Raw genomic sequence first — 22,747 nt, 5'->3', positions numbered from 1 at the left:
GTGCGGTTATGAAAGCGCTTATCGGCATCGTAGTGGTTGTCGTTCTTGCGGCCGGCGGGTATTGGCTCCTCTCTGACCAGGCGGTCCAAGTGCCAACGCCGGATACCTCCACATCCACACCGGGCGCGAGCCTGAAAACGTATAGTTCGCCGGAATACGGCATCGAATTCCGCTATCCGTCCTCATATCAGCTTACGGAACGTGATCTGCCGGGAAGTTCCCAGCGTCGTCATCATGTGGTCACCCTTATGCGCATTACCGATCTCCCCGCACCGCAAGGAGGCGAGGGGCCGCCTGCTATTTCCATAGAAATGATCCAGAATGATCTGGATGATCTGACCACGGAAGAGTGGATCAAGAATTCCAGCGCTTCGAATTTCAAACAGTCCGTGGATGGGAAGCTTTCATCGACGACGATCGCAGGGCAGCAGTCGCTGACCTATACCTGGGACGGCTTGTATCGAGGCGACACGACCGCGATCGCCCGTCCATCATATGTATACGCATTCACCAGTACCTATCTCACGCCAGAAGACGGCATTCGACGGGACTTCGAGGATATCCTTCGGACGGTGGTATTCAAATAACAATGAATTCCCTTCCGTTCGCTACCGCGTTCGCCGTTCTCGCCCTCATTATCACGACTGCCTTCGGTATCTATTGGCTTGGATATTCACCCATCAATCAGACAGCGGATGCTACGATTCCCGTTATGGACGGGGAAGTCGCCTATCGGGTCGAAGAAGTCGTGCGCGGTCTTGAAGTGCCATGGGGCATCGTTTTTACCTCATCGACACGCATGCTCATTACAGAACGTCCCGGACGCATTCGGGTGGTTGAAAACGGCACGCTGCGCGAAGCGCCGCTCCATACTTTTGATGAAGTCTCGAGTGGTGGCGAAGAGGGACTCATGTCGCTGACGCTCCACCCGCAGTATGCTTCAAACAAATACGTATATACCGCGTATGCTTATCAAGGGTCTGAAGGAATGCGTGTCGATGTCGTGCGATTCAAAGACGAGGGTGATTCTATTTCCGACATCATACCGATCGTGCGCGATATCCCAGCGGCGCGCTTCCATGCGGGTTGCGAATTAGCATTCGGTCCCGACGGGAAGCTCTATATCACGACCGGAGACGCGACCGATGGTGAACTCGCCCAGGATCTGAATTCGCTCGCAGGGAAGATACTGCGCGTGAATGACGACGGGTCGATTCCGGAGGGGAATCCCTTCCCGCAATCACCTATCTGGAGCTACGGGCATCGGAACCCGCAGGGCATCGCGTGGAATTCGAAAAGAGAGATGTACGAGACGGAACATGGTCCGTCCGGTTTCGACGGCCCTGGCGGAGGTGATGAGGTGAATAAGATCGTGATGGGAGGGAATTACGGCTGGCCATTGGTCTCGCATGAGAAGACGAAAGAAGGAACGGTTTCTCCCCTTCTCGTTTTTACTCCAGCAGAGGCGCCGTCATCTGCCATGATCTATTCGGGGAAGCTCTTTCCGCAATTCAAGGATAATCTTTTCTTCGGTGCGCTTCGTGGAGAGAACCTGATGCGGGTCTCTTTGGTGGATGGCGCCGCATCAGGGTTTGATCGTCTTTTCCGCGAAGAATACGGACGAATCCGCGAGGTGATCGAGGGGCCGGACGGGGCGATCTACTTTGCGACATCTAACCAGGATGGCCGCGGCTCTCCGGCTGAAGGGGATGATCGCATCTTTCGCATTGTGAAAAGAGAGGAGTAAAAACGCCGAATTAACAAACTCTGCGCGACGAGCGCGGAGTTTGTTAATTCGGACCGGGCGTTTTTGCTGGAAGCGGATGCGCCCGCCGGCGCTCTTTTCAAAAGAACGCCAAGAATGCCCCGTGCCAAAAGGCCGGGCATTCTTGGCGTTTTCCAGTAAAATCCTTAGATGCAGAACAATCCCTGGCAGCGCGCTCTGGCGCAATTACAGCGAACGCTCGAGCTCACCGAAGCGCATCCCAATCTCCAGCAGCGCCTCAAGGAACCTGATCGGGTCGTCGAAGTGAACGTGCCTGTTGAAATGGATAGCGGGGAGACCAAGACCTTCCGTGGGTATCGCGTGCAGCACAATAATATCCGCGGGCCATACAAGGGCGGTTTGCGTTTCCATCCGCAGGTGGATCTCGATGAGGCGAAGGCGCTCGCGTTCTGGATGACGATGAAGAATGCTCTCATCGGAGTCCCCTTCGGCGGCGGCAAAGGCGGCATCGAAGTCGATCCGAAATCGCTCTCAGAAGGAGAGTTGGAACGTCTCACACGGAATTTCGCACGTGAGCTCGCGCATGTCATCGGACCTGAAAAAGACGTGCCGGCACCGGATGTGGGATCGAATGCGCAGATGATGCATTGGATCGCGGATGAGTATTCGAAGCATGTCGGTGAGCATTCGCCCGCAGTCGTCACCGGAAAGCCGGTTGGACAGGGTGGTTCTGAAGGTCGCACTGAGGCTACGGGCTACGGCGGCGGCTTCGCACTTGAAGCGATCATGCGGAAGCTGGGGAAAGAGCCGAAGGGGACGGTTGCGATCCAGGGATTCGGTAATGTAGGTTCATATCTTGCGGAGTACCTCTCCCGCCAAGGATTCACTATCGTCGGTCTTTCCGATTCGAAGAGCGGTATCTACAAGGAAGACGGCATCGATGTCGAAGCGGTAGGAAAATTCAAAGACGAAAAGGGGACGCTCTCCGGTTTCGGTGGAACTGCCATCTCCCCTTCTGATGTTCTGGCGCTCCCCGTCGATATCATCGTCCCGGCAGCCCTCGAGAATTCCATCACGGAGACGAACGCACCTGATATCAAAGCATCGATCGTGCTCGAGCTCGCAAATGGTCCGACCACGCTCGAAGCGGATGCGATTCTGAATAACAAGGGAATAATCGTGATTCCTGACATTCTTGCGAACGCAGGAGGAGTGGCGGTCTCCTATTTCGAATGGGAGCAGAACAGGCGGCAGGAGAAATGGACGAAAGAGGACGTATTCGCGAAGCTGCGCCCGATGATGGAAGCAGCCGCAGAGAACGTGTATGCGGAATCAGTCGCACAAAAGATCTCGCTGCGCGATGCGGCGTACAGTGTTGCGCTCAAATCCCTCTCGAAAGAAGCGGTAGAATAACGCGATGGCGCTTCTTGCGGTATCGTTTCTTGCCGGTACGCTGACCGTCCTTGCTCCGTGCATACTACCGCTCCTGCCGGTGGTCGTGGGCTCTTCCGCGGCAGAGAGGAGCAGGCTCACGCCCTATGTCGTCGTCGCTTCGGTTTCGCTCTCGATAATCCTCTTCACGCTCCTCCTTAAAGTCTCATCGCTCTTCATTGCCGTACCTGAAAGTTTCTGGACGTATCTATCCGGAGGGCTGCTCGTCTTCTTGGGATTCACGTTCATATTCCCCTCCTTGTGGGAACGAATCCCCGGGATGGCAAAACTCTCATCGCGTTCGAATAAACTCGTCGGTACGGGGTATCAGAAGAAAAGCTTCTGGGGCGATGTCGTAATCGGCGTCGCACTCGGTCCGGTATTCTCATCGTGTTCGCCGACGTATTTCGTCATCCTTGCCACGGTGCTGCCGGCTTCATTTCTGCTCGGCTTTTCCTATCTTCTCGCGTATACCGCTGGGCTTGCGATCATGCTCATCTGTATCGCGCTCATCGGACAGCGGTTCGCGGATCGTCTTACACGCGCAGCTGATTCTCGTGGCGCCCTCAAAAAGACGGTCGGCATCCTCTTTATTGCGCTCGGTCTACTTATCGCATCGGGCTACGAAAAGAAGTTTGAAGTGTGGCTCTTGGAAAGCGGGTATGTTGATTCCGTCCGTTGGGAACAGCGACTCCTGCAGCGTATCGGCATGGAAGAAGAGACGGGCATCCGTCCGTATTTCGAGATCGAGTCCCCCGCAGGATTCGTGAATACCGACGGAATCACGGTCGGTGAACTGGTGGGGAAGAAGGTCATTCTCATCGATTTCATGACCTATAGCTGCATCAATTGCCAACGCACATTCCCGTATATGAACGCCTGGTACGAACGATACAAGGATCAGGGTCTGGAGATCATCGGCATTCACACGCCGGAATTCGCGTTCGAGAAGGACATCAACAACGTGGAGGAGGCGATGCGGAAATTCGGTATCACCTATCCGGTGGTCTTGGATAATAATTACGCGACGTGGCGCGCCTGCGGCAATCAGTACTGGCCCCGCAAATATCTCGTGGATATCGAGGGGAATATCATCTACGACCATATCGGCGAAGGCGGGTACGCCGAGACTGAAAAGAAGATCCGCGAGGCATTGCGGGATCGCGCAGAGAAACTTAGTCTTCCCGAACCCGATGTGTCTCTCCCCTTGGTTGCCGATCAGCGAAGTGAAGCCCGGAATCTTGCGCAAAGCCCGGAGATCTATTTCGGATCGCTGCGCAATCAAAATCTTGCAGGAGGGAAGCGTTTCGTACCGGGGCAGCAATCATTTACGCTTCCGGATTCGTTCGTGCTGAATGCGCTGTATCTTGGCGGCACCTGGAACATCACTCCCGAACATGCAGCTTCAGTATCGGAGGACGCAACGATCGTATTCCGCTATAAAGCGGGTGAGGTATTTATGGTGGCAGGTTCCGCGCAAGGAGCTGAACTTGAGATATGGCAGGATGGTGAGATCGTGAATGCTGCTGCGGGCAAAGATGTACAAACAGGTGTGGTACGGGTACAGGATGAGCGCCTCTACGAGCTCATCCGCAATCCCAGTGGGGAAGAGCACGTGCTCGAAATCAGGGTGAAGAGCGGTACCTTAGAAGCGTTTACGTTTACCTTCGGCTGATATGCGAAATATCCTTCTTGTAATTGCGGGTGTTCTGGGACTTATTCTTCTGCATGCAGGGCTTTTGTGGTACATGGGGCAGCCGCTCATGTATTCCGGCGGATACATCAAATTCTGGCACGGTGTCGTGCTCAGCGACGGCAATTCGCAACACGTGAGCGACTGGTATTCGCTCTCGCATATCATCCACGGCGTCCTTTTCTACGCGCTCCTTACGTACTTCTTTCCGCGTATCCCGCTTGGTATCCGCCTCATGCTCGCGATCGGGATAGAAATGGGATGGGAGTTGTTCGAGAATACCGACATGGTCATCGATCGGTATCGCGAGCAGGCGCTCGCACAAGGTTATTTCGGCGACAGTATCGTCAATTCGGTGGGAGATATCATCTCCGTCATCATCGGTTTCCTCCTAACATGGAAACTGCCGACGCGGGCCTCGATCGCACTTGTCATCGCTCTCGAGCTTGTCGCGCTCTATTTCATCCGCGATTCGCTCGCGCTCAATGTAATCCAGCTCATCCATCCCATCGATGCGATCGGTGCGTGGCAGGCGGGGAAATGATTCGTCTTAGACGAATCGCGGAGGGGGTCGGGGAACCGCGGCCGGTTCCCCGTGTCGGAGAGCAGGGGAACGAGCAAAGCGAAGTTCTCCGTTGAGAACCGAGGGTTCTCAAGTTTTAAGTTATCCCCGTTGCACGGCGAAGCGAGCATTGTGGTCCGCTAGATACGTTACAATTCGCTCATTAAACGGTAGGGAAACCTCTCTTATCAGATATGGAACTTTCCATCTTTCTTGCGAAATTATTCGGTCTGTATTTCTTGATTGCCGGCGGCATCATCATGATGCGACAGCGATCATTCATGCCGATCTTCACGGAGATACTCGGCAGCAGGCCGCTGCTTCTCATCCTCGGCGTGGCCGAGCTTCTCGCCGGTCTCGCGATCGTCATCGCACACCCTATCTTCACGGCAACTTGGCAGGGCCTCCTCACGCTTGTCGGTGCCTGGATGGCAGTCGAAGGTATCATCTATCTTGCGATGCCGTACACGAAAGTCGGACGCCTCATGCGCCAGTTCAATACGCCGACGTGGTATACCTCCGGCGGCTTGGTGGCGATCGTCATGGGCGGGTATCTGGCAGGAAAGGGTTTCGGCCTCTGGTAATCTCTCGAATATACGTAGGAAAAAGGAGCCGGCTGGCTCCTTTTTCTTTTCCCCACGCCTCACGCTGCTGCTTTTTCAGAAGGTTACCGGCAGAGTATGATTATCGGTATGCAACAACTGCTCCTTATCCTCGGCGGAATCATAATCGCGAGCGGTGTCGGATATTTCGTGGGATTCGATCATGGTTTTAATCGGAGTGCGGATCCTGTTACTGCGCCCTATGAGCAGGGATCGCTCAGTGATGCTGCGACGGTGATGTCGAACATCATCGGGATGTGGCAGTCCGATGAGGATCCGAAATTCACCCGCGAGATCCGTAATGACGGCACCGTGGTGGATGGCTATGAAGGCGAGGAGGATTCCGATGGTCTCTGGATGGTGTTTACCAAGGAAATACCCGACACCGCATACGCGGGGACGATTGAAGACGGTGCGGTATATCTCTCGCTCGCCATGAGCGAAGAGGAGAAGCTCTATTTCAAGGTCGTGGAAGCGGACGAAGATTCTCTCGAGCTTATCTATCTGGATCGGGGCAACACTCTCTCGTTCCATCGTGTACAGTAGTAGGATATGAATTTCCTTGAAGCCATCATCCTCGGCGTCGTCGAGGGATTTACCGAATTTCTCCCGATCTCATCGACGGCCCATCTCATCCTGACGTCGCAGGTCCTGCGGATCCCTGAAAGCGCGTTCCTCTCGAGCTTCATCATCGCGATCCAGCTCGGAGCCATCGCGAGCGTGGTCCTCATCTTCTGGCGGCGCGTCTTCCTGAACTTCTGCGTGATGAAGCGGGTGAGTGTGGCGTTCATACCCACCGCACTTATCGGTTACGCCCTCTATTCGTTGGTGAAAGGATTCCTTTTCGACAGCTTGGAAATAATCGCGTGGACGCTTCTTTTGGGGGGTATCATACTCATCATTTTCGAATACTGGCGAAAGGACCGCACGATCGTCGAGACACCGCTTTCGGAAATGCCGTATATGACCGCGTTCGTCATCGGCTGCATCCAGGCGATCGCGATCATCCCGGGCGTCTCGCGCGCGGGGGCCACCATCGTGGGAGGCATGCTCCTCGGCCTCGGGCGCAAGGAGATCGTCGAGTTCTCGTTCCTTCTGGCGATCCCGACGATGCTTGCGGCAACCGGATACGATCTTCTGAAAACCGGTAGCTCGTTCGCTGCGCACGAATGGGAGCTTCTCGCGGTCGGCTTCCTTGTTTCGTTCATCGCCGCCTATGCAGGTATCCGTTTCTTGATGCGTCTCGTGCAGACGCACTCGTTCACCGGTTTCGGCTGGTACCGCGTCGTGCTTGGTGTCGCGGTTCTCGCGTATCTCTATGTCGCGTAATAAATTATCGCGCGGGGAAGTGCATGCGCAGCGTATCGCGCGTGCGCGAAACCTCTTCCTCATCATCGTGAGCATCTATGTGGCGATCGAGCTGTATCTCACCGGTGCCATCGAGACATGGGTACTTGCCTCGATGCCGCATGTCGTCCCGGGCAGCTTCCTTGCCGGCATGGGATTCACCTCGCTCTTCACGCTCGCGCCGGCGACGGTCGTCTTGATGGAGATCGCGAATGTATCCTCCCCGCTCACGGTCGCACTCATCGGCGCAGCCGGTGCTGTGCTCGGGGATTTATTCCTGTTCATGTTCGTGCGCAATTCCCTCGCCGACAATGCCATGATGCTTCTGACGACCTCGCTGCGTCAGCGTCTACGTGTCCTTCGCCATCATCCGTTACTGCACTGGATCCTTCCTGTGACGGGAGCCATCATCATCGCATCGCCGCTCCCGGATGAGCTCGGGCTCGCGCTCATGGGCTTCTCGAAGATGGACACCCGCGTCTTCATACCGATCTCGTATGCGATGAATTTCATCGGCATCCTCGGTGTCACCCTGCTGGCGCAAGCGGCGCTCTAGATGGGGTATACTGGATCCATGCAGAACAAATTCATCCCCACACTCATCGGTATTGCCGTAATTGCTGCAACCGGCGGACTCGCGTATTGGCAGGATGGTCACGAGGCACCAGCAACCCCTTCAGTGCCTTCGAATGAAGATGCTGCGCAGGCTGCCTACAGCGCTGCAGATGTCGCGTCACACAACTCATCCAGCGATTGCTGGTCCATCATCAATGGCGGTGTGTACGATCTCACGTCGTGGATACCGCGACACCCGGGTGGCGAGCGTGCCATCGAAGGGCTGTGCGGCAAGGATGGTTCCGCCGCATTCAACGGGCAGCATGGCGGCGGCGCGGCGCAAGCCGCGATCTTAGTCGATCTTAGTCGATCTTAAGGTAGGTGTCGTCAAGTGATATGGAACGCAGAACTGAATGGGGTATCTTCGTACTACGCATCGGACTCGCGATCCTCTTCCTGTGGTTCGGTTTCTCGCAATTCTTCGATCAATCGGCGTGGACGAGCTGGGTACCGCAGTGGGCGATGAACATCACCGGTCTCGAGGCTGAGATGATCGTCCTTCTCAATGGCGGTTTCGAGATCGCCATGGGAGTCCTTCTTGCGCTCGGTTTGTATATCCGACCGGCGGCAATCCTGCTTGGCCTGCATCTCGCTGTCCTTGTCTTTGAGATAGGACTGAGTCCCATCGGTATGCGCGATTTCGCCATCATGATGGCCACCTTCGCGCTCTCGTTCCTGCCAGCCGATCCGTACTCCCTGGACGCGTAACGTAAGCGGTCAGTAGCGTACGGACTATCCGTCAGCTATAGTAGGAATCACCACTGCCTTCCGGCGGCGGCTATTCTCAGGATACGTATGAAGAAAGTCGTCACGATCGGAGGCGGCACCGGCAGTTACGTCGTGCTGCGCGGCCTCAGGATGTATACGCTGGATATCACGGCGGTCGTTACCATGTTCGATTCCGGCGGCTCTACCGGTGTCCTGCGGGACGAATTCGGCGTGCTCCCGCCGGGCGATGTGCGCCGCTGTCTCCTCGCGCTCTCGGAAGGGAAGCGCGCGGAGATCCTCCGCAAACTGTTCGCGTTCCGTTTCGAGAACGGTAACGGCAACGGGAATAAATCCTCACTCCACGGACATAGCTTCGGGAATCTGTTCCTCGTGGCGCTCACGTCCATCTACGGCTCAGATATTGAAGGAATCAAAAAGGCCTCGGAGCTTCTCGATCTCAACGGCAAGGTATTACCGGTCTCGCTCGATAAGGCGCATGTGCATGCGCGCTTGGAAGACGGCACCGAGATCGAAGGAGAGACGAATATCGACGAGCCTAAGCATGATGGCAATATCAGGATCGAAGAGGTCTTCCTCAAGCCGCCTGCCCGCATCTACGATGAGACCGCAGAGGCCATCGAAGAAGCCGACGTCATCGTGATCTGCCCGGGTGACCTCTATTCGTCGCTGATGCCGAATTTCCTTGTCGAAGGTATGCAGGAGGTCCTCCGCACCAGTACCGCCAAGAAAGTGCTCGTCGCGCCGCTTATGACCAAGTGGGGAGAGACCAACGGATATACCATCTCCGCCGTCGCCAAAGAACTCTGCGCGTACATGGGTATCGAATCGTTCGATGCGGTTCTCTGCAACACCACGAAGCCTGATCCGGCAATGCTCGCTGCCTACGCTGAAGAGAAGAAGGAGCCGATGGTGCTCGATACGACCGAGCTGGAGACCTATGCGACGGAGATCATTCTGGGCGATTTCGCGTCAGAATCAGACCTTGCACGCCACGATTCGGACAAGGTGGCGAAGGTCCTCGCTGAGCTCTAGTTGAAAGCAAACGACACCTCATACGTCTGGTATAGTGAAGCCATGCGTATCCTTTTCACCATATTCATAGCGGCGCTCGCTTTTGCAGCAGGTGTCTGGTACACCGGTGGATTTGAAGCCTTGCCCCAGGTTCCTGGGCTTAATCAGCCGGCAACCTCCACGCCGACTACTACGCCGACACAGAATCCGACCGCGCCGGTGGCGGTGTACGATAATGCGGATTCCAATCGCATCCAAGTGACTATGCCGGCGCCCGGCGCGACCGTCCCGTCGACATTCACGGTGAGCGGCAAGGCCGTCGGTGGGTGGTATTTCGAGGCGAGTTTCCCGTATGAAGTGCAAGACGCGAATGGCAAAAAGATCGCTGAAGGTCCGGTACAGGCACAGGGAGAGTGGATGACGCCGGCCTTCGTACCGTTCAGCTTCCAAGTCTCGATCCCGAACTACAAAGGGAAGGCGACCCTCATACTGCGTAACGACAATCCATCGGGTCTGCCTGAAAACGCTGCCTCGATTTCAATTCCGATCACCATCCAGTAAGATGCTCGGATGACGAGTCTTGCTGAACGAAAAGCCCGCGCCGCAAAGATCGTCCGCTACCTCAAAAAGGCCTATCCGCAACCAAAAAGTGAGCTCAATCACACGACGCCATTCCAGTTCGTGGTTGCGGTGATGCTCTCGGCGCAGTGTACCGATAAGCTGGTAAATAAAGTCACCGAGACGCTCTTCGCAAAATACAAGACACCCAAGGATTTTGCGTCCGCGGATCCGAATGAATTCGCGCGCGAAATCGCTCGAGTCTCGTTCTTCCGCACGAAAGCGAAGCATGTGATCGCGTCGGCGAAGATGGTACAGGCAGAATACGGCGGCAGAGTACCGAACGATGTCGCGAGGCTGCAGAAACTACCGGGCGTCGGTTATAAGACGGCGCATGTCATTGTGGGGGAATTATTTGATGTCTGGCCGGGAATCCCGACGGACACGCACGTAAAACGTTTTGCACGGAAATTCGAACTGACGACCCATACCGATCTCAACAAGATATCAAAGGATCTGGAAGCGTTGGTGCCGGAGAAAGACTGGAAATACGTAAACAACGGCCTCGTGCTCTACGGCCGTTACATCTGCAAGGCGCACCGGCATGATTGCGCGCAGCACCCCCTCACAAAACTGTGGCCACCTGCAAAATCTCGTTGGCCTTCAGCCAACGAGAGGCGAAAGGGGTCGGGAAAACTGTAGTTTTCCCGTGTCGGAGAGCAGGGTGATGAGCGAAGCGAAATCGCCCGTTGAGAACCGAGAGTTCTCAAAGAATGTCCCCGATGTTTTCATCGGGGACTTCTGACATTGGCCACGAGCCAAATAATCATCCCATTACCTGTTGAGGTAAGGCATCCGCTTCGCGCAGGCAATCGGGGCATCCAAATACACCGGGGCGCCCAAGGAACATGATATGTACACGTCCGTGCTCGAAGCAGAATGGAGTCCCGGTAAGGGTCGCAATGCAGGGATCGCACGCATACACTTTCGTGCCGTTATGCTCGATCCTGCAATTGGTCTCACCCGCGCACTGCATATTGTCCTCAGTGGCGATGCGCATTTCGCATTGGTGCATTTCTGACATAGCGATCCTCCTTGCATCGTTGTCAGCGCGACTTCTGAAGGAATGGTAGCACTGCGGCAATTTCTGCCCAGTGTCGTCTGTGGTATAGCTTCGACTCCCCAGAATGGGTATTATTGCTCCTATGGAAAAAAAGCGAGTTGCGGTTTTTGATGTTGATGGCACGATATTCCGCTCGTCGCTCCTCATCGAGGTGGTGGACCGGCTCATCTTCGTCGGCGCGTTTCCGGAAAGTGCACGCGATGAATTCGATGCGGAAAAGGAGAAGTGGCTCAACCGCGAAGGGGATTACGACGCCTACATCCAAGCGGTCGTCAGCTCGTTCTACAAGCATTTGAAAGGCATGCAGTATCGCGTCCTTTCCGATGTCGCCGAATATGTCGTCGAGGAGCACTGGCGCCGCGTGTATACCTATACGCGCGATCTCCTGAAGCAGCTCAAGCAGGACGGTTATTTCCTCCTCGCGGTGTCGCACTCTCCGAAGAGCATCCTCGACAAGTTCTGTCCGCACCTTGGCTTCGACAAGGTATACGGCACGATGTATGAGATCGGTCCCACGGACGCATTCACGGGGGAAGTCATGGACGCGCATCTCATATTCAATAAGGCGGCGATCGTAAAGCGCGCCGTCGAGAAGCACGATCTCACTTTGGATGGTTCGGTGGGTGTGGGGGATACGGAATCGGATATCCCGTTCCTTGAACTCGTCGCCCGACCTATCTGTTTCAACCCGAACGCCAAGCTCTATAAGCACGCCAAAAGGGTGGGCTGGAAGGTCGTCGTAGAGAGGAAGGATGTGATTTATGAGCTCTAGTCTGTGCCCCGCACATTTTCGGGGTCATGTAATTTTCTGCTGAAAATTCATTCCTCCTCGCGCCGTCGCGCTGCGAAGAAGCATGAAAACGCACGGGTCGCCGCCTTCCACTCATTGGTGGTGGGGTATTGGAAGGCATATGGGAGACATGATCTGCCGTGGCGCCGCACGCGCGATCCGTACGCGATACTCGTCTCAGAGATCATGCTGCAACAGACGCAGGTTAATCGCGTGAAGCCGTATTTCGAGCGCTGGATGCGGAAATTCCCGACCCCTCAAGCACTCGCATCCGCATCGCTTCCCAGCGTCTTGAAGGAGTGGCAGGGGCTCGGCTACAACCGCCGTGGGAAACTGCTGCGCGAGTGTGCGAAGGCGATCGTCGAGAAGCATAGCGGCAAAGTCCCGAAGGATCGCGAGAAGCTTGTCGCGCTGCCTGCCATCGGCCCGTATACCGCAGGGGCGATCCGTGCTTTTGCATTCGATGAGCCGGAGGTGTTCATCGAGACGAATATCCGCGCCGCGCTGCTGCATCATTTCTTCCCTCGATCGAAGAACGTGCCGGACACGAAGCTTATGCCCATCCTCAGGAAACTCATCCTTCATGCCGAATCACCGCGCGAATGGTATGCAGCATTCATGGACTACGGCTCCCATGTCAAAAAAGCGCACCCGAACCCGTCGCGCAGAAGCAAGCACCACACGGTGCAATCGAAATTCGAAGGGTCGCAACGCCAGCTTCGGGGACAGCTCCTGCGTCGTTTGATGGACGGGCCTATTGCTGAATCGGCACTCGTGCGCGAACAAACCAAAAACACCTACCGTATCGAGCAGGTGCTTCGGGCGATGGAAGCCGAAGGGCTTCTCATCAAGAAAGGGAAGTCGTGGCAGCTTGCCGACTAGATGCTCACGATGACCGGGATCACGATCGGACGCTTGTGGGTCTTCATGAGAAGAAAGCGCGAGACGTTCTCGGCGAGATCCTCGCGCGCCGCATCGAGATCGGCTGAGCGCGGGTTCTTCATCGAACCTTCGACGCTCTTGCGGATGATGAGGCGCGTCTGATCCATGAGATCCTTGTTGTCCCTCAGGTAGACGAAGCCGCGTGAGATGATGTCGGGAGATTTGTGGAGTCGGCCGGTGCGGCGATCGACGGTGGCGACGACGACACAGAAACCTTCCTGACCAAGCGCCTTACGATCGCGCATCAAGACATCGCTCAGTTCGGAGACCACGTGCCCTTCGACGACGCGAAGTTCCGACGGCGCCTTGATCGAGTTCTTCGTGATCTTCTCTCCTTCGAAGATCTCGATGATCGAACCGTTGTCCGGGATCATGACGTTCTCCTTCGGCATACCGAGCTCGTGTGCGAGATGGCCGTGGACGCGGAGCATGTAGTGATAGCCGTGGACCGGGATGAAGAACTTCGGCTTCACCTGCTTGTGGATCCATGCCGCTTCTTCGCGGTTACCGTGACCAGACGCGTGAACGTCGGATGCGTGGTAGGTGATGATGTGCGCGCCCTGACGCGAGAGGTTGTCCTTAAGCTTCTGGACGGCGCGCTCGTTGCCTGGAATGACGGACGACGAGAGAACGACGGTGTCCGTCGGCTGCAAGCGGATGTACTTGTGCGTCTTGTTACCGATGCGAGCGAGGGAAGCGAATTCGTCTCCCTGTGCGCCGGTTGCAAGAATCACAAGCTTCTCCGGCGGATACTGCGCCATATTCTCGACACTGACCACGCTCTCGTCCTTGTACTTCACTAACCCAAGCTCGCGCGCGATCTCGATGTTGGTGCGCATGGAACGACCATCGATGATGATCTTCTTGCCCGCTTCTTCCGCGAAATGGATGACGCGGATGAGGCGCTCCAAGTGGGAGGCGAACATCGCGATGATGAGGCGGCTGTTGGAATCCTTCACGATCTTCTCGAGCGTCGCGTAGACGTTCTTCTCAGGAATCGAGAAGCCCGGCTGCCACACGTTCGTGGAGTCCATGAGGAGTGCCAATACCTTGCGGTTCTGGAAGATGGAGAATTCGCGCTTTTCCTCGTCTGACGGCTCGCCGTTGTCGTGGTTGAGCTTGATATCTCCCGTAAAGACGACATCGCCCCACGGGGTCTCGATGATGATACCCATCGAATCCGGAACGGTGTGGGTGACGCCGAAGAAGCGGATGACGTGATCACCGAGGCGGATCGCCTCGTCCTTCTCGACTTCGCGGATGACGACCGGTGCGCCGGCGAATTCTTCCTGACGCTTCTGGATCATCTTGCCCGTGAGCTTGCGCGTGTAGATCATCGGATTACCGACGCGATCCATGATGTAGGGAATACCGCCGATGTGGTCGAGGTGGCCGTGCGAGATGAGAAGACCGCGGATCTTGTCGCGATTCTCTTCGAGGTATCCGGTGTTCGGAAGGATGTAATCGATACCCGGCGTCTCGTCTTCCTTGAACTGGAATCCTGCGTCGAGGATGTAGATGTCGTTGCCGACTTCCACCGCCGTCATGTTGCGGCCGATCTCTTCGACACCGCCGAGCGGTACGATGCGCACCGCGTTTTCCGGTACTGCCGGGATCTTCGCCTGCGGCTTCTGGCGCGGCGATGGTGCTGCATGCTCGACCTTTACGATCGAGTTGCGGCGTGGACGATTCGGTCTAAATGATCGACCGGCGCCGCCACGGCGCTGTCGCGGACCGCCGCCTTGGCGATTGCCGTGCGGTCGGTTTTGCGAGCGGGTCTCGCCACCTCCTTGCGGAGCAGGCTGGTTAGGTTGCATGAACATAACTGAATTTCTGGAATTAATAATTTGATAATGTTTGTAACTTATTGAGTTGAATCTGACGCGAAGATATCCCAGACACGTTCCGTATCGCGATACCATTCGTGCACATTGATGAACCGCTCCGCGGGCGTCGTCAGCGTCCCTAAGCGGATGCCCTGGAGGCCCTCCGGCACGAGATAGGCGGCGTGCGGCGCATAGAGGAACACGGCAGGCGTATCGGTCTCGACGCTTTCGATGAACGAAAGCAGCGAGGCCTGACGTGCGAGGACGTCCACCTGTGCCCGAGCGTCTACGAGCGCCTTATCGGCGTCCGGATTCGCGTAGAGGGCGAGATTGAGGCCGGGATCGTTGCGCTGCGACGAGTGCCAGTAGGGGTACAGGTCGAGCGAACGTCCGACGACTTCGCCGAAGAGAATAGCGTCATATGCGCGCGGACGCAATATGGTCTGGTTGAACTCGGTCAGCGGGTAGACTTCCACCTCTGCTTTCACGCCGATGGCGTTCCACGCGTCGGCGACGGCGCGGGCGGTCGCGACGAGTTCTTCAGTATCCGCCGTAGCGAGCTTCAGCGAGAGCGTCGTACCGTCTTTGCTCCATGATTGCGAGCTCTCATCATATTTCCAACCGCCGCGGGTGAGTGCCGCACGTGCGTCCGCCGCATGATCGATCGGAGCCGTCGTAGTTGCTGCGGTCGTCGTGGCGCGAAGCATGCCGGGTGGGATCGGACCTTCAAGCACCGAGCCGTAGCCGCCGAGGACCTCATTGATGATTCGTTGCTTATCGATCGCACTATCGAGCGCTTGGCGCACCGATGCATTCGCGAGAGCGCTTGCGTGATTCTGGTTGAAGAAGACGCCGAATACGCGGCTGAGTGGGACGTGCATGAGAGCGCCGTCTTCTGCGGCATCGCGCGGCAGCGCCTTCGGCACCGTGGAGACGAAGCTATCGATGTCGCCGTCCTCGAATGCCGAGCGCGCTTCATCTTCGCTCAGATAGATGCGATAGGTGATGCGCGTCACGTTCGGTTCGCCGAGTGCGAATTTCTTGAACGCGGTGAGTTTGTATTCGGTCGGTGCACCGGTCGTATCGACGGTTACATCCTTGATGCGGTAGGGGCCGCTGCCCACGGGGTGCGTATTCAAAGGTGCGAATTGGAATTCGGTGACCGGGACCGGTTCCCAGAGATGCTTCGGCAGGATGCCGGTCGTCGCGATCTCAGAGAACGGTGCGTACGCTGCCGGAAGCGTGAAAATGACCGTGCGATCGTCTTCCTTGCGGGCCGCAATGCCTTCCCAGTCGCCACGGCGCGTGCTCTTTGCATCAGGATTCTGTGCGAGGGCTACGGTGAACAGAACATCATCGGCGGTGAGCGGGTGGCCGTCGTGGAAGGTGAGGCCTTCTTTGAGACGGAACGTATAGGTGAGTCCGTCAGCTGAAACATCCATGCTTTCCGCAAGATCCGGCGAGAAGCCGCCGTCGTGATTCTCGCGCAGGAGTCCTGAATAGATGAGCGTCGTGAGATCCTGATCCGTCTGCGAAGTCGCGAGGAGCGGATTAGCGAAACGGGGAGTCCCGACGCCGCCCTCGACGAACGATCCGCCCGGCGCGGGGACCTGCACCGAAATCATGTTGTTCGCCTGAGCAAGAAGCACGAAGGTGCTCAGCGCCATGAGGACGGCGAATATATAAAGCAGCATGCGCTGTACCGGCGTGAAGGCAGCGAGGAGGGTATGGAGGCCTTCGAAGCGAGGCGCGCGACTGATGGGTTCTGGCGCGTTCATGTAGACAAAAGTAGAAGCACGAGGAAAGAGTCCTCGGAGGCCGCGAATATGCCGCGTGCCGGACTAACTGATAAGGATATTCACGAGCGCAGACAAAGCAAACAGGATGCCGAGGACAATGGTAGCTTGGAAGAGTGTCTTCTCAAACCCCCTGCGCGTGTGGAAACCGGAGCTGAAGTTATCAGCACCGAAAGCACCCCCAAGGCTTGCTCCGGTTCGCTGCAAGAGGATCGCAACGACGAGGAGTACCGAGAGAGCGATCTGCACGTATGGCAGTACCGCCGAGATTTCCATGGCTTCAAGGTATCAGAACGGGGGGAGGCAGTCAATTTAGGACCACCGGACTCGTTGATGGATATAATAATATCATATATACAAACACTAGTCAAGTTAGGCTTGCGTCGAGAAAAAGGAGGAGCATACTACCGCGAGCTTCAGGCTGTCTGAAGCGTACAAATCTGAGGGTTCAGGATGTCTGGTAGAGATCAGAAGAAGTACCGGCAATGCTGCAATCGGGCGACACATCGCACGCAACCAACCGTCTCGACGCCGTTTTTCAAGCGGTTTATTCGAAGAATCGGCAGGTTATTCTCGCGACGACCGAAGAAGGCACGCCGACTGGCCGCATAGGCCCATCCGAAGAATTACGAAGCGGCATCGAACAGATGCCGCTTCTTCTTTTTTAGACTTGATTTCGGCGCTTTTTTTGCAATAATTTGTGCGCTTATAACTAATCTATCTAGGCACTATGGCCACATCGAAAGGATCAAAAAAGATCGGCATTCAACCGCTTGGTGATCGTGTCTTAGTCCGACCGGATTCGGCGGACGATGCGAAATCTCCTGGCGGCATTTATATCCCTGATACGGCGCGTACTGAAAAGCCTGAGCGCGGAACGGTCGTCGCGGTCGGTCCCGGCAAGCGCGGTGACGATAACGACATCATCCCCGTAGGCGTCAAAGTGGGCGACAAGGTGATGTTCTCCAAATACGGTTTCGACGAAGTGAAGATAGAGGATCAGGAATACTACATTATCAGCGAGTCCAGCATCCTTGCGGTCTTCAACTAACTAATTCTCTATGGCAAAACAAGTAATCTTTGAGGGAGATGTCCGCAACGCGCTCAAGCGCGGTGTCGACATCGTCGCCGGTGCAGTGAAAGTGACCATCGGTCCGCGTGGTCGCAATGTCGCGATCGATCGCTCATGGGGCGGTCCGGTCATCACCAACGACGGCGTTTCCATCGCGAAGGAGATCACGCTCGCGGATAAGTTCGAGAACATGGGCGCGGGCATCGTGAAGGAGGTCGCGACGAAGACGAACGACAAGGCAGGTGATGGTACGTCGACCGCAGTCGTCCTCACGCAGGCGCTCGTCCACGAAGGCTTGAAGCGCACGGCAATGGGCGCGAACGCGATGATGATCCGTCGCGGCATCGAAGCTGCGGCAAAGGACGCTGTCGATGAGTTGAAGAAGATGGCGAAGCCGATCAAGACCAAGGAGGAGACGCGTCAGGTCGCATCCATCTCCGCTGAATCTGAAGAGCTTGGCGCGAAGATCGCGGATGTCGTCGAGAAAGTCGGCAAGGATGGCGTGGTGACCGTCGAAGAATCGCAGTCGATCGGCATCGAGACGGATTATGTCGAAGGACTCGAGTTCGATAAAGGCTACGTCTCTGCGTACATGATCACCAATGCGGAGCGTATGGAAGCAGAAGCGAAGGATGCGCCGATCCTCATCACCGATAAGAAGATCTCGACGGTGAAAGACATCCTTCCTCTCTTGGAGAAGCTAGCCCAAGGTGGCAAGAAAGAGCTCGTCATCATCGCGGATGATGTGGATGGCGAAGCGCTCCCGATGCTCGTCCTCAACAAGCTCCGTGGCGCGTTCAGCGTGCTCGCGGTGAAGGCACCGGGCTATGGCGATCGCAAGAAGGAGATCCTTGCGGATATCGCGATCACCGTCGGTGCACAGGTCATTTCCGATGACACCGGTTCGACTCTCGAGAAAGCGGATCTCACGATGCTCGGTCGCGCACAGCGCGTCGTCGCGACGAAGGATTCGACCGTCATCGTCGGTGGCAAGGGAAAGAAAGCAGACATCGAGAAGCGTGTCGCGCAGCTCAAGAAGCAGGCAGAGAATTCGGATTCGAAATTCGATACGGAGAAGCTCGACGAGCGTATCGCGAAGCTCTCCGGCGGTGTCGCGGTCATCCGTGTCGGTGCAGCAACGGAGACCGAGATGAAATACCTCAAGGACAAGATCGAAGACGCGGTCAACGCGACGAAGGCGGCTATCGCGGAAGGAATCGTCCCGGGCGGCGGTTCCGCGCTTGCGAAAGTCGGTGCGAAGATCGCGAAGAACGTGAAAGCAGGTGCGCACGACGAATTCTCGATCGGCTACCGCATCCTCATCACCGCACTTTCCGCTCCGCTTCTCCAGATCGCGAAGAACGCCGGCCGTGAAGATGCGGAAGTGATTCTGCGCGAAGTCGTCACGAAGGGCGGCAACTTCGGCTACGACGCTGCAAGCGAATCGACCGAACCGACGATCGTCGACATGATCGAAGCGGGTATCGTCGATCCGGTGAAGGTGACGCGCTCGGGCGTACAGAACGCGGCTTCCGCTGCAGCGGTCCTTCTCACAACTGAAGCGGCGGTCGCTGATGAACCTGAAGACAAGAAAGCCAATCCGGCAGTCGGCGACATGGGCATGGGCGGCATGGGGATGGAGTAATCCCGTCGCTACGTCAGCTAGAGTTCTCAACAGAATAGAAGCAGCGGCCGCCCGAAAGGGCGGCCGCTCTGCATATAATAGACCTAATGAGGATACATCTTCAGATCTCTGCGGCACTTTTTGTGTTCGCAGCGAGTATGCCGCTTACGCTTTTTGCGCAAGATACGCCCCTTCGAGGTAGTACACGCCAAGATGTCGGTAATTTCCGCTGCGCTGCCGGCCAAGGGGTTGAGAATGGTTTCGATCCTCTGAAAGAGGGGGAAGTGTGTATGCGTGAGCCGATATCAGGAGATCAGGTCGGTTTGGAGTGCAAAGACATCGCCAATCCTGTCATCACTTCAATATGTAAGTCAGGAAAATGCGTGGCATCGCTCAAGTGCGATGGAAAGCCTCTCGAAGATAAGCCGTACGAAATCCCTGGTGGCTCAAGTGGAAAAGATGATCCACTTAAACCAGCACCAACCCCGACCCCCACTCCCTCTACACCAACCCCTTCGCCGACGCCGAGTGCTCCGCAGCCTTCAACGCCGAGCCCGAGTCCGTCCGCGCCTTCAATTCCGAGCGGCGGTTCAGGTGGAGGTGGAACTAGTGGAAGTGTCCGCCCGTCGCCGACAGGAGAGGGATGGGAGGGTGAACTTATTTCGGAATCGCCAAAGCCGGTAACACCACCGAAACCAGGAACCACGTTTACCGATTCGGGCTCTCCCTTCACGCTGAAACCGGGAACCAAGCCGAGTATCGGAGGAATCATCTCCGGCAACAGGGAATATCTAGACGGTGTTTTCAGCGGAGGGAATCCGTTCGGGAATACCTTCGGTGATGCGTCACCCTCATTCGGTGGCACTGGTGCGTCTGCGGGGTTCAATCTGTTCTCGAATTTCATCTCCACTATCGGCAGCCTTTTCGGCGGATTCGGCGGGGGAGGCGGTCTCTCCTCAGGAAATTCTTCACCGACGCCAGCTCCTGCACCTGCACCGACACCACAGCCGCAACCGCAACCGCAACCGACGCCGGTCACTACCAAGCCGCCGGTACAGGTCGCCGATGCTGCGGCGCAGGATCGTCTCAAGGCGCTCGACGAGAAACTGAAGCGACTCAACGAATCGCGCGGCATCGACATCAACAAGCCGACACAATCGCCGCTTGATCTTCCCTTGGAACGCAACATCCTTACCGGATTCCCGATCGTCCCGTTGCAGCCTGCGGATCGCATCGGTTTGCCGACCGTCGGTTCCGGAGAGCCTCTCATCGGCGATACACCGCGCGGCACCTTGCCGCCAGCCGTGGTTAAGGATGCAGAGAATCCGAGCGGCATCACGGTTCCGATTCCCGAGGTAACGCCGCTCCCTCCGTCGGTAGTCGCCACCATCATTCCTACGACAGCAGCAGAGGCATTTGCTGCGGTAGAAGAAACGCGCGAAGCACTTGATGATCGTTCGTGGTTCGGCGAGATGCTTGATTGGGTCGGCATCGGCTCGAAGGAAGGCGTGGCCTACCGACAGGCGCTCAATGAATTGAAGGCTGCCTCGATGCGTGAGGGTCTCGAGAAGATCGCCGCTGACGTACGCGCGATCCCTTCGACGGTACAAGTCGCTCAAGGCGGATCGGTGATGACGGATGCTACGCCGCCCGAAGCCGAGGCGCTGGAGAACACGCTTACTCCGCAGCAGCGTGCGCAGTTCGAGCGAGAATACAACGAACTTGTTCAAGAATTTGATGCCGCAACCACTGACGAAGAGCGAAGCGCTATCATCAATAAGAAATTCGATGAACTTCGTGCGATCGATCCGGCCATCGAGAAAGCACTTGAAGGTACGACCTTTGAAATCGATCTCGAATCTGAAATAGCGGCTGCGGCCCCGCAGCCGGCACCGACCCCTTCGCGTCTGCTTGAAGGTTTGAGCAAGATCGGCGAGCGTGTGGCAGAAGCTGCGCGCACGGCGATCGATCGTCTCGGGTATGTGCTGGGAGTCGGTGCGAGTATTCCGGAGGGGGTCGAAATTCCTGTTACGGAGACTCCTGCTCAGCCGGAACCGACGCCGACTCCTGAACCTGAACCCACGCCGACGCCAGATACCAAGCCGGCTCCAACCCCAGCACCTGCTCCGCAGCCAGCGCCGCAACCGGATCCAAAGCCGACGCAGACGCAGCGGTCCGCATCGCGCCCGAACTCATTCCTGCAAGGAGGTCTGGGAATACTGAGCGCGCTCCTCGGTACCGTTCTTAATTTCTTCAACGATGACGAATCGAATTCAGCTCCAACTCCCTCACAGCCGAAACCAACACAACCTGCTGCCGTTGTATCCATCACAGCCAACCCTTCATCTATAGATGATGGCGATACCAGCGTACTTTCATGGACGAGCGTCGGCACGCTCTCGTGCGTCGTCGTCGACTCCACGCTGAACGTGATCAAGCGGGGCGGGAAAGATGGCGAGCTCACGACACCTGCACTCAATTCCTCGACACGCTTCGGGGTCATCTGTGACATCGAATCCGGGAAGGATAAGTTCGTGAATGAGACGGTGGTTCGAGTGAATGGCGACGAGAACGAACCGAAGCGGCTCTTCGCACAAAGCGGCAGGGTTTCCACGGCGGCACCGGTACAAGGGGGAGCGGGTGCGGAAGCGGGCGCATCTGGCGGCAGCTCCTCGAATCCGAATCCGATTGATGTGCGCACCTGTAACCCAGAACAATCGATGGATACATTTATCAAGTGTCTCTGCGAAGCGGAGCCGAACCCGAACGGCTGCTCGCTGGTGCAGTAAATCCAAGAGCATCTTCAGAACGCCTTCACAGACGAATCCGGAAAATGGCTTTAGATGGTTCTTTTTCAGATGCCCGTTCGTTGCTATTGACTTATTTCGTTATATATGGTAACATAGTCACAGTACAAGCAACGCCTGACAAAAGGAGATTTTCCATGAAGGCAACGTCGCTTCTCGTACTGGGTGCCGCTCTTGTGGCAACAGCAGCTCTTGCCGGCGATCAGCCGCGTACGATGTTGGTCGGCAGTCATGATTGGCTGCAGTCGGACACGTGCTCTGTCGCGGACACCGTGACGGTGCCCGATGAGTTCGGATTCGAAATCACCGACCAGTGCGCGCTCGAGCGCCACATGAAGGAGCAGCTCCGCAAGGGTCCGGTCGATCTCGGTCCGGCGCCCGCCCGAGGTATCTGAATCCTCGGGCACCGTAGAACGACCTCGCAAAAATATGCGAGGTCGTTTTCTTTTGAGCGTTCGTGAAATGGGGAAATCTCGGATAGTGGGCGGGAATG

Annotated in this window: 25 protein-coding genes; 22 read left to right on the top strand and 3 right to left on the bottom strand. The window is 56.5% G+C overall.

What is annotated here, in order from left to right:
- The first annotated feature begins 8 nt into the window (after positions 1–8).
- From JNK62_00630 to JNK62_00550, 17 genes are all read left to right on the top strand, one after another.
- Positions 9–587 carry a hypothetical protein gene (locus JNK62_00630; protein MBL8158028.1) on the top strand — a complete coding sequence of 193 codons (579 nt, stop codon included), beginning with the start codon at positions 9–11 and terminating at the stop codon, positions 585–587.
- A 2-nt stretch (positions 588–589) separates the two neighbouring features.
- Positions 590–1,747, top strand: coding sequence for a PQQ-dependent sugar dehydrogenase (locus JNK62_00625; protein ID MBL8158027.1), 1,158 nt, complete (start codon positions 590–592; stop codon positions 1,745–1,747).
- 168 nt (positions 1,748–1,915) lie between these two features.
- A complete protein-coding gene (locus tag JNK62_00620) occupies positions 1,916–3,139 on the top strand; it encodes a Glu/Leu/Phe/Val dehydrogenase (protein ID MBL8158026.1) in 1,224 nt (407 codons plus the stop codon).
- 4 nt (positions 3,140–3,143) lie between these two features.
- The gene (locus JNK62_00615) at positions 3,144–4,832 is read left to right on the top strand and encodes a redoxin family protein (protein ID MBL8158025.1); all 1,689 of its coding nucleotides are present in this window, start codon (positions 3,144–3,146) and stop codon (positions 4,830–4,832) included.
- Position 4,833: 1 nt separating this feature from the next.
- Positions 4,834–5,394 carry a DUF2585 family protein gene (locus JNK62_00610; protein MBL8158024.1) on the top strand — a complete coding sequence of 187 codons (561 nt, stop codon included), beginning with the start codon at positions 4,834–4,836 and terminating at the stop codon, positions 5,392–5,394.
- A 212-nt stretch (positions 5,395–5,606) separates the two neighbouring features.
- Positions 5,607–5,996, top strand: coding sequence for a hypothetical protein (locus JNK62_00605; GenBank protein ID MBL8158023.1), 390 nt, complete (start codon positions 5,607–5,609; stop codon positions 5,994–5,996).
- Between the two features lie 108 nt (positions 5,997–6,104).
- On the top strand, positions 6,105–6,560 hold the full coding sequence (locus tag JNK62_00600; GenBank protein MBL8158022.1) for a hypothetical protein: 456 nt from the start codon (positions 6,105–6,107) through the stop codon (positions 6,558–6,560).
- A gap of 6 nt (positions 6,561–6,566) precedes the next feature.
- Positions 6,567–7,343, top strand: a complete 777-nt coding sequence (gene uppP, locus JNK62_00595; protein ID MBL8158021.1) for an undecaprenyl-diphosphatase UppP — start codon at positions 6,567–6,569, stop codon at positions 7,341–7,343.
- The gene (locus tag JNK62_00590; protein ID MBL8158020.1) at positions 7,333–7,917 is read left to right on the top strand and encodes a hypothetical protein; all 585 of its coding nucleotides are present in this window, start codon (positions 7,333–7,335) and stop codon (positions 7,915–7,917) included. Before uppP ends, JNK62_00590 begins: the two co-directional genes overlap by 11 nt.
- Positions 7,918–8,292 (top strand): cytochrome b5 domain-containing protein, encoded by a 375-nt coding sequence (locus JNK62_00585; GenBank protein MBL8158019.1) that lies wholly within the window; start codon positions 7,918–7,920, stop codon positions 8,290–8,292.
- A 20-nt stretch (positions 8,293–8,312) separates the two neighbouring features.
- Positions 8,313–8,684, top strand: coding sequence for a DoxX family protein (locus JNK62_00580; protein ID MBL8158018.1), 372 nt, complete (start codon positions 8,313–8,315; stop codon positions 8,682–8,684).
- Between the two features lie 87 nt (positions 8,685–8,771).
- Positions 8,772–9,737, top strand: coding sequence for a YvcK family protein (locus JNK62_00575; GenBank protein ID MBL8158017.1), 966 nt, complete (start codon positions 8,772–8,774; stop codon positions 9,735–9,737).
- Positions 9,738–9,779: 42 nt separating this feature from the next.
- Entirely contained in the window at positions 9,780–10,277 is a 498-nt protein-coding gene (locus JNK62_00570) for a Gmad2 immunoglobulin-like domain-containing protein (GenBank protein ID MBL8158016.1), read from the top strand.
- A gap of 9 nt (positions 10,278–10,286) precedes the next feature.
- Positions 10,287–10,976, top strand: a complete 690-nt coding sequence (nth, locus tag JNK62_00565; GenBank protein MBL8158015.1) for an endonuclease III — start codon at positions 10,287–10,289, stop codon at positions 10,974–10,976.
- Between the two features lie 211 nt (positions 10,977–11,187).
- Positions 11,188–11,355 carry a hypothetical protein gene (locus JNK62_00560; GenBank protein ID MBL8158014.1) on the top strand — a complete coding sequence of 56 codons (168 nt, stop codon included), beginning with the start codon at positions 11,188–11,190 and terminating at the stop codon, positions 11,353–11,355.
- Positions 11,356–11,479: 124 nt separating this feature from the next.
- Positions 11,480–12,169, top strand: coding sequence for an HAD family phosphatase (locus JNK62_00555; GenBank protein MBL8158013.1), 690 nt, complete (start codon positions 11,480–11,482; stop codon positions 12,167–12,169).
- A 3-nt stretch (positions 12,170–12,172) separates the two neighbouring features.
- Entirely contained in the window at positions 12,173–13,069 is an 897-nt protein-coding gene (locus JNK62_00550) for an A/G-specific adenine glycosylase (protein MBL8158012.1), read from the top strand.
- Here the strand turns inward: JNK62_00550 and JNK62_00545 are convergent.
- The 3 genes from JNK62_00545 to secG all read right to left on the bottom strand — a co-directional run bounded on the left by JNK62_00545 (position 13,066) and on the right by secG (position 17,027).
- A complete protein-coding gene (locus JNK62_00545; GenBank protein MBL8158011.1) occupies positions 13,066–14,946 on the bottom strand; it encodes a ribonuclease J in 1,881 nt (626 codons plus the stop codon). The genes JNK62_00550 and JNK62_00545 overlap by 4 nt on opposite strands.
- Positions 14,947–14,993: 47 nt before the next feature.
- The gene (locus tag JNK62_00540) at positions 14,994–16,733 is read right to left on the bottom strand and encodes a hypothetical protein (protein MBL8158010.1); all 1,740 of its coding nucleotides are present in this window, start codon (positions 16,731–16,733) and stop codon (positions 14,994–14,996) included.
- A gap of 63 nt (positions 16,734–16,796) precedes the next feature.
- Entirely contained in the window at positions 16,797–17,027 is a 231-nt protein-coding gene (gene secG / locus JNK62_00535) for a preprotein translocase subunit SecG (GenBank protein ID MBL8158009.1), read from the bottom strand.
- 209 nt (positions 17,028–17,236) lie between these two features.
- Here secG and JNK62_00530 point away from each other — a divergent pair, with 209 nt between their 5' ends.
- The 5 genes from JNK62_00530 (at position 17,237) to JNK62_00510 (ending at position 22,649) form a co-directional block, all read left to right on the top strand.
- Positions 17,237–17,419, top strand: coding sequence for a hypothetical protein (locus JNK62_00530; protein ID MBL8158008.1), 183 nt, complete (start codon positions 17,237–17,239; stop codon positions 17,417–17,419).
- 62 nt (positions 17,420–17,481) lie between these two features.
- Positions 17,482–17,802: a co-chaperone GroES gene (locus JNK62_00525; protein ID MBL8158007.1), complete on the top strand. Its 321-nt coding sequence runs from the start codon at positions 17,482–17,484 to the stop codon at positions 17,800–17,802.
- A 10-nt stretch (positions 17,803–17,812) separates the two neighbouring features.
- A complete protein-coding gene (gene groL, locus JNK62_00520) occupies positions 17,813–19,468 on the top strand; it encodes a chaperonin GroEL (protein MBL8158006.1) in 1,656 nt (551 codons plus the stop codon).
- An 86-nt stretch (positions 19,469–19,554) separates the two neighbouring features.
- Positions 19,555–22,236, top strand: coding sequence for a hypothetical protein (locus tag JNK62_00515; GenBank protein MBL8158005.1), 2,682 nt, complete (start codon positions 19,555–19,557; stop codon positions 22,234–22,236).
- A 155-nt stretch (positions 22,237–22,391) separates the two neighbouring features.
- Positions 22,392–22,649 (top strand): hypothetical protein, encoded by a 258-nt coding sequence (locus JNK62_00510; GenBank protein ID MBL8158004.1) that lies wholly within the window; start codon positions 22,392–22,394, stop codon positions 22,647–22,649.
- Positions 22,650–22,747: the final 98 nt, after the last annotated feature.

It is taken from the genome of bacterium, from assembly GCA_016789445.1.
Classification (GTDB): Bacteria; Patescibacteriota; Minisyncoccia; order Phycocordibacterales; family UBA2100; genus UBA10103.
The sequence above is the reverse complement of the archived record's forward strand: the minus strand, read 5'-3'. Positions and strand labels throughout refer to the sequence as shown.

Excerpts from the sequence above, each read along its gene's own strand:
- JNK62_00630 (MBL8158028.1), top strand. The coding sequence starts at position 9 with ATGAAAGCGCTTATCGGCATCGTAGTGGTTGTCGTTCTTGCGGCCGGC.
- JNK62_00625 (MBL8158027.1), top strand. The coding sequence starts at position 590 with ATGAATTCCCTTCCGTTCGCTACCGCGTTCGCCGTTCTCGCCCTCATT.
- JNK62_00620 (MBL8158026.1), top strand. The coding sequence starts at position 1,916 with ATGCAGAACAATCCCTGGCAGCGCGCTCTGGCGCAATTACAGCGAACG.
- JNK62_00615 (MBL8158025.1), top strand. The coding sequence starts at position 3,144 with ATGGCGCTTCTTGCGGTATCGTTTCTTGCCGGTACGCTGACCGTCCTT.
- JNK62_00610 (MBL8158024.1), top strand. The coding sequence starts at position 4,834 with ATGCGAAATATCCTTCTTGTAATTGCGGGTGTTCTGGGACTTATTCTT.
- JNK62_00605 (MBL8158023.1), top strand. The coding sequence starts at position 5,607 with ATGGAACTTTCCATCTTTCTTGCGAAATTATTCGGTCTGTATTTCTTG.
- JNK62_00600 (MBL8158022.1), top strand. The coding sequence starts at position 6,105 with ATGCAACAACTGCTCCTTATCCTCGGCGGAATCATAATCGCGAGCGGT.
- uppP (MBL8158021.1), top strand. The coding sequence starts at position 6,567 with ATGAATTTCCTTGAAGCCATCATCCTCGGCGTCGTCGAGGGATTTACC.
- JNK62_00590 (MBL8158020.1), top strand. The coding sequence starts at position 7,333 with ATGTCGCGTAATAAATTATCGCGCGGGGAAGTGCATGCGCAGCGTATC.
- JNK62_00585 (MBL8158019.1), top strand. The coding sequence starts at position 7,918 with ATGGGGTATACTGGATCCATGCAGAACAAATTCATCCCCACACTCATC.
- JNK62_00580 (MBL8158018.1), top strand. The coding sequence starts at position 8,313 with ATGGAACGCAGAACTGAATGGGGTATCTTCGTACTACGCATCGGACTC.
- JNK62_00575 (MBL8158017.1), top strand. The coding sequence starts at position 8,772 with ATGAAGAAAGTCGTCACGATCGGAGGCGGCACCGGCAGTTACGTCGTG.
- JNK62_00570 (MBL8158016.1), top strand. The coding sequence starts at position 9,780 with ATGCGTATCCTTTTCACCATATTCATAGCGGCGCTCGCTTTTGCAGCA.
- nth (MBL8158015.1), top strand. The coding sequence starts at position 10,287 with ATGACGAGTCTTGCTGAACGAAAAGCCCGCGCCGCAAAGATCGTCCGC.
- JNK62_00560 (MBL8158014.1), top strand. The coding sequence starts at position 11,188 with ATGTACACGTCCGTGCTCGAAGCAGAATGGAGTCCCGGTAAGGGTCGC.
- JNK62_00555 (MBL8158013.1), top strand. The coding sequence starts at position 11,480 with ATGGAAAAAAAGCGAGTTGCGGTTTTTGATGTTGATGGCACGATATTC.
- JNK62_00545 (MBL8158011.1), bottom strand. The coding sequence starts at position 14,946 with ATGCAACCTAACCAGCCTGCTCCGCAAGGAGGTGGCGAGACCCGCTCG.
- JNK62_00540 (MBL8158010.1), bottom strand. The coding sequence starts at position 16,733 with ATGAACGCGCCAGAACCCATCAGTCGCGCGCCTCGCTTCGAAGGCCTC.
- secG (MBL8158009.1), bottom strand. The coding sequence starts at position 17,027 with ATGGAAATCTCGGCGGTACTGCCATACGTGCAGATCGCTCTCTCGGTA.
- JNK62_00530 (MBL8158008.1), top strand. The coding sequence starts at position 17,237 with ATGCTGCAATCGGGCGACACATCGCACGCAACCAACCGTCTCGACGCC.
- JNK62_00525 (MBL8158007.1), top strand. The coding sequence starts at position 17,482 with ATGGCCACATCGAAAGGATCAAAAAAGATCGGCATTCAACCGCTTGGT.
- groL (MBL8158006.1), top strand. The coding sequence starts at position 17,813 with ATGGCAAAACAAGTAATCTTTGAGGGAGATGTCCGCAACGCGCTCAAG.
- JNK62_00515 (MBL8158005.1), top strand. The coding sequence starts at position 19,555 with ATGAGGATACATCTTCAGATCTCTGCGGCACTTTTTGTGTTCGCAGCG.
- JNK62_00510 (MBL8158004.1), top strand. The coding sequence starts at position 22,392 with ATGAAGGCAACGTCGCTTCTCGTACTGGGTGCCGCTCTTGTGGCAACA.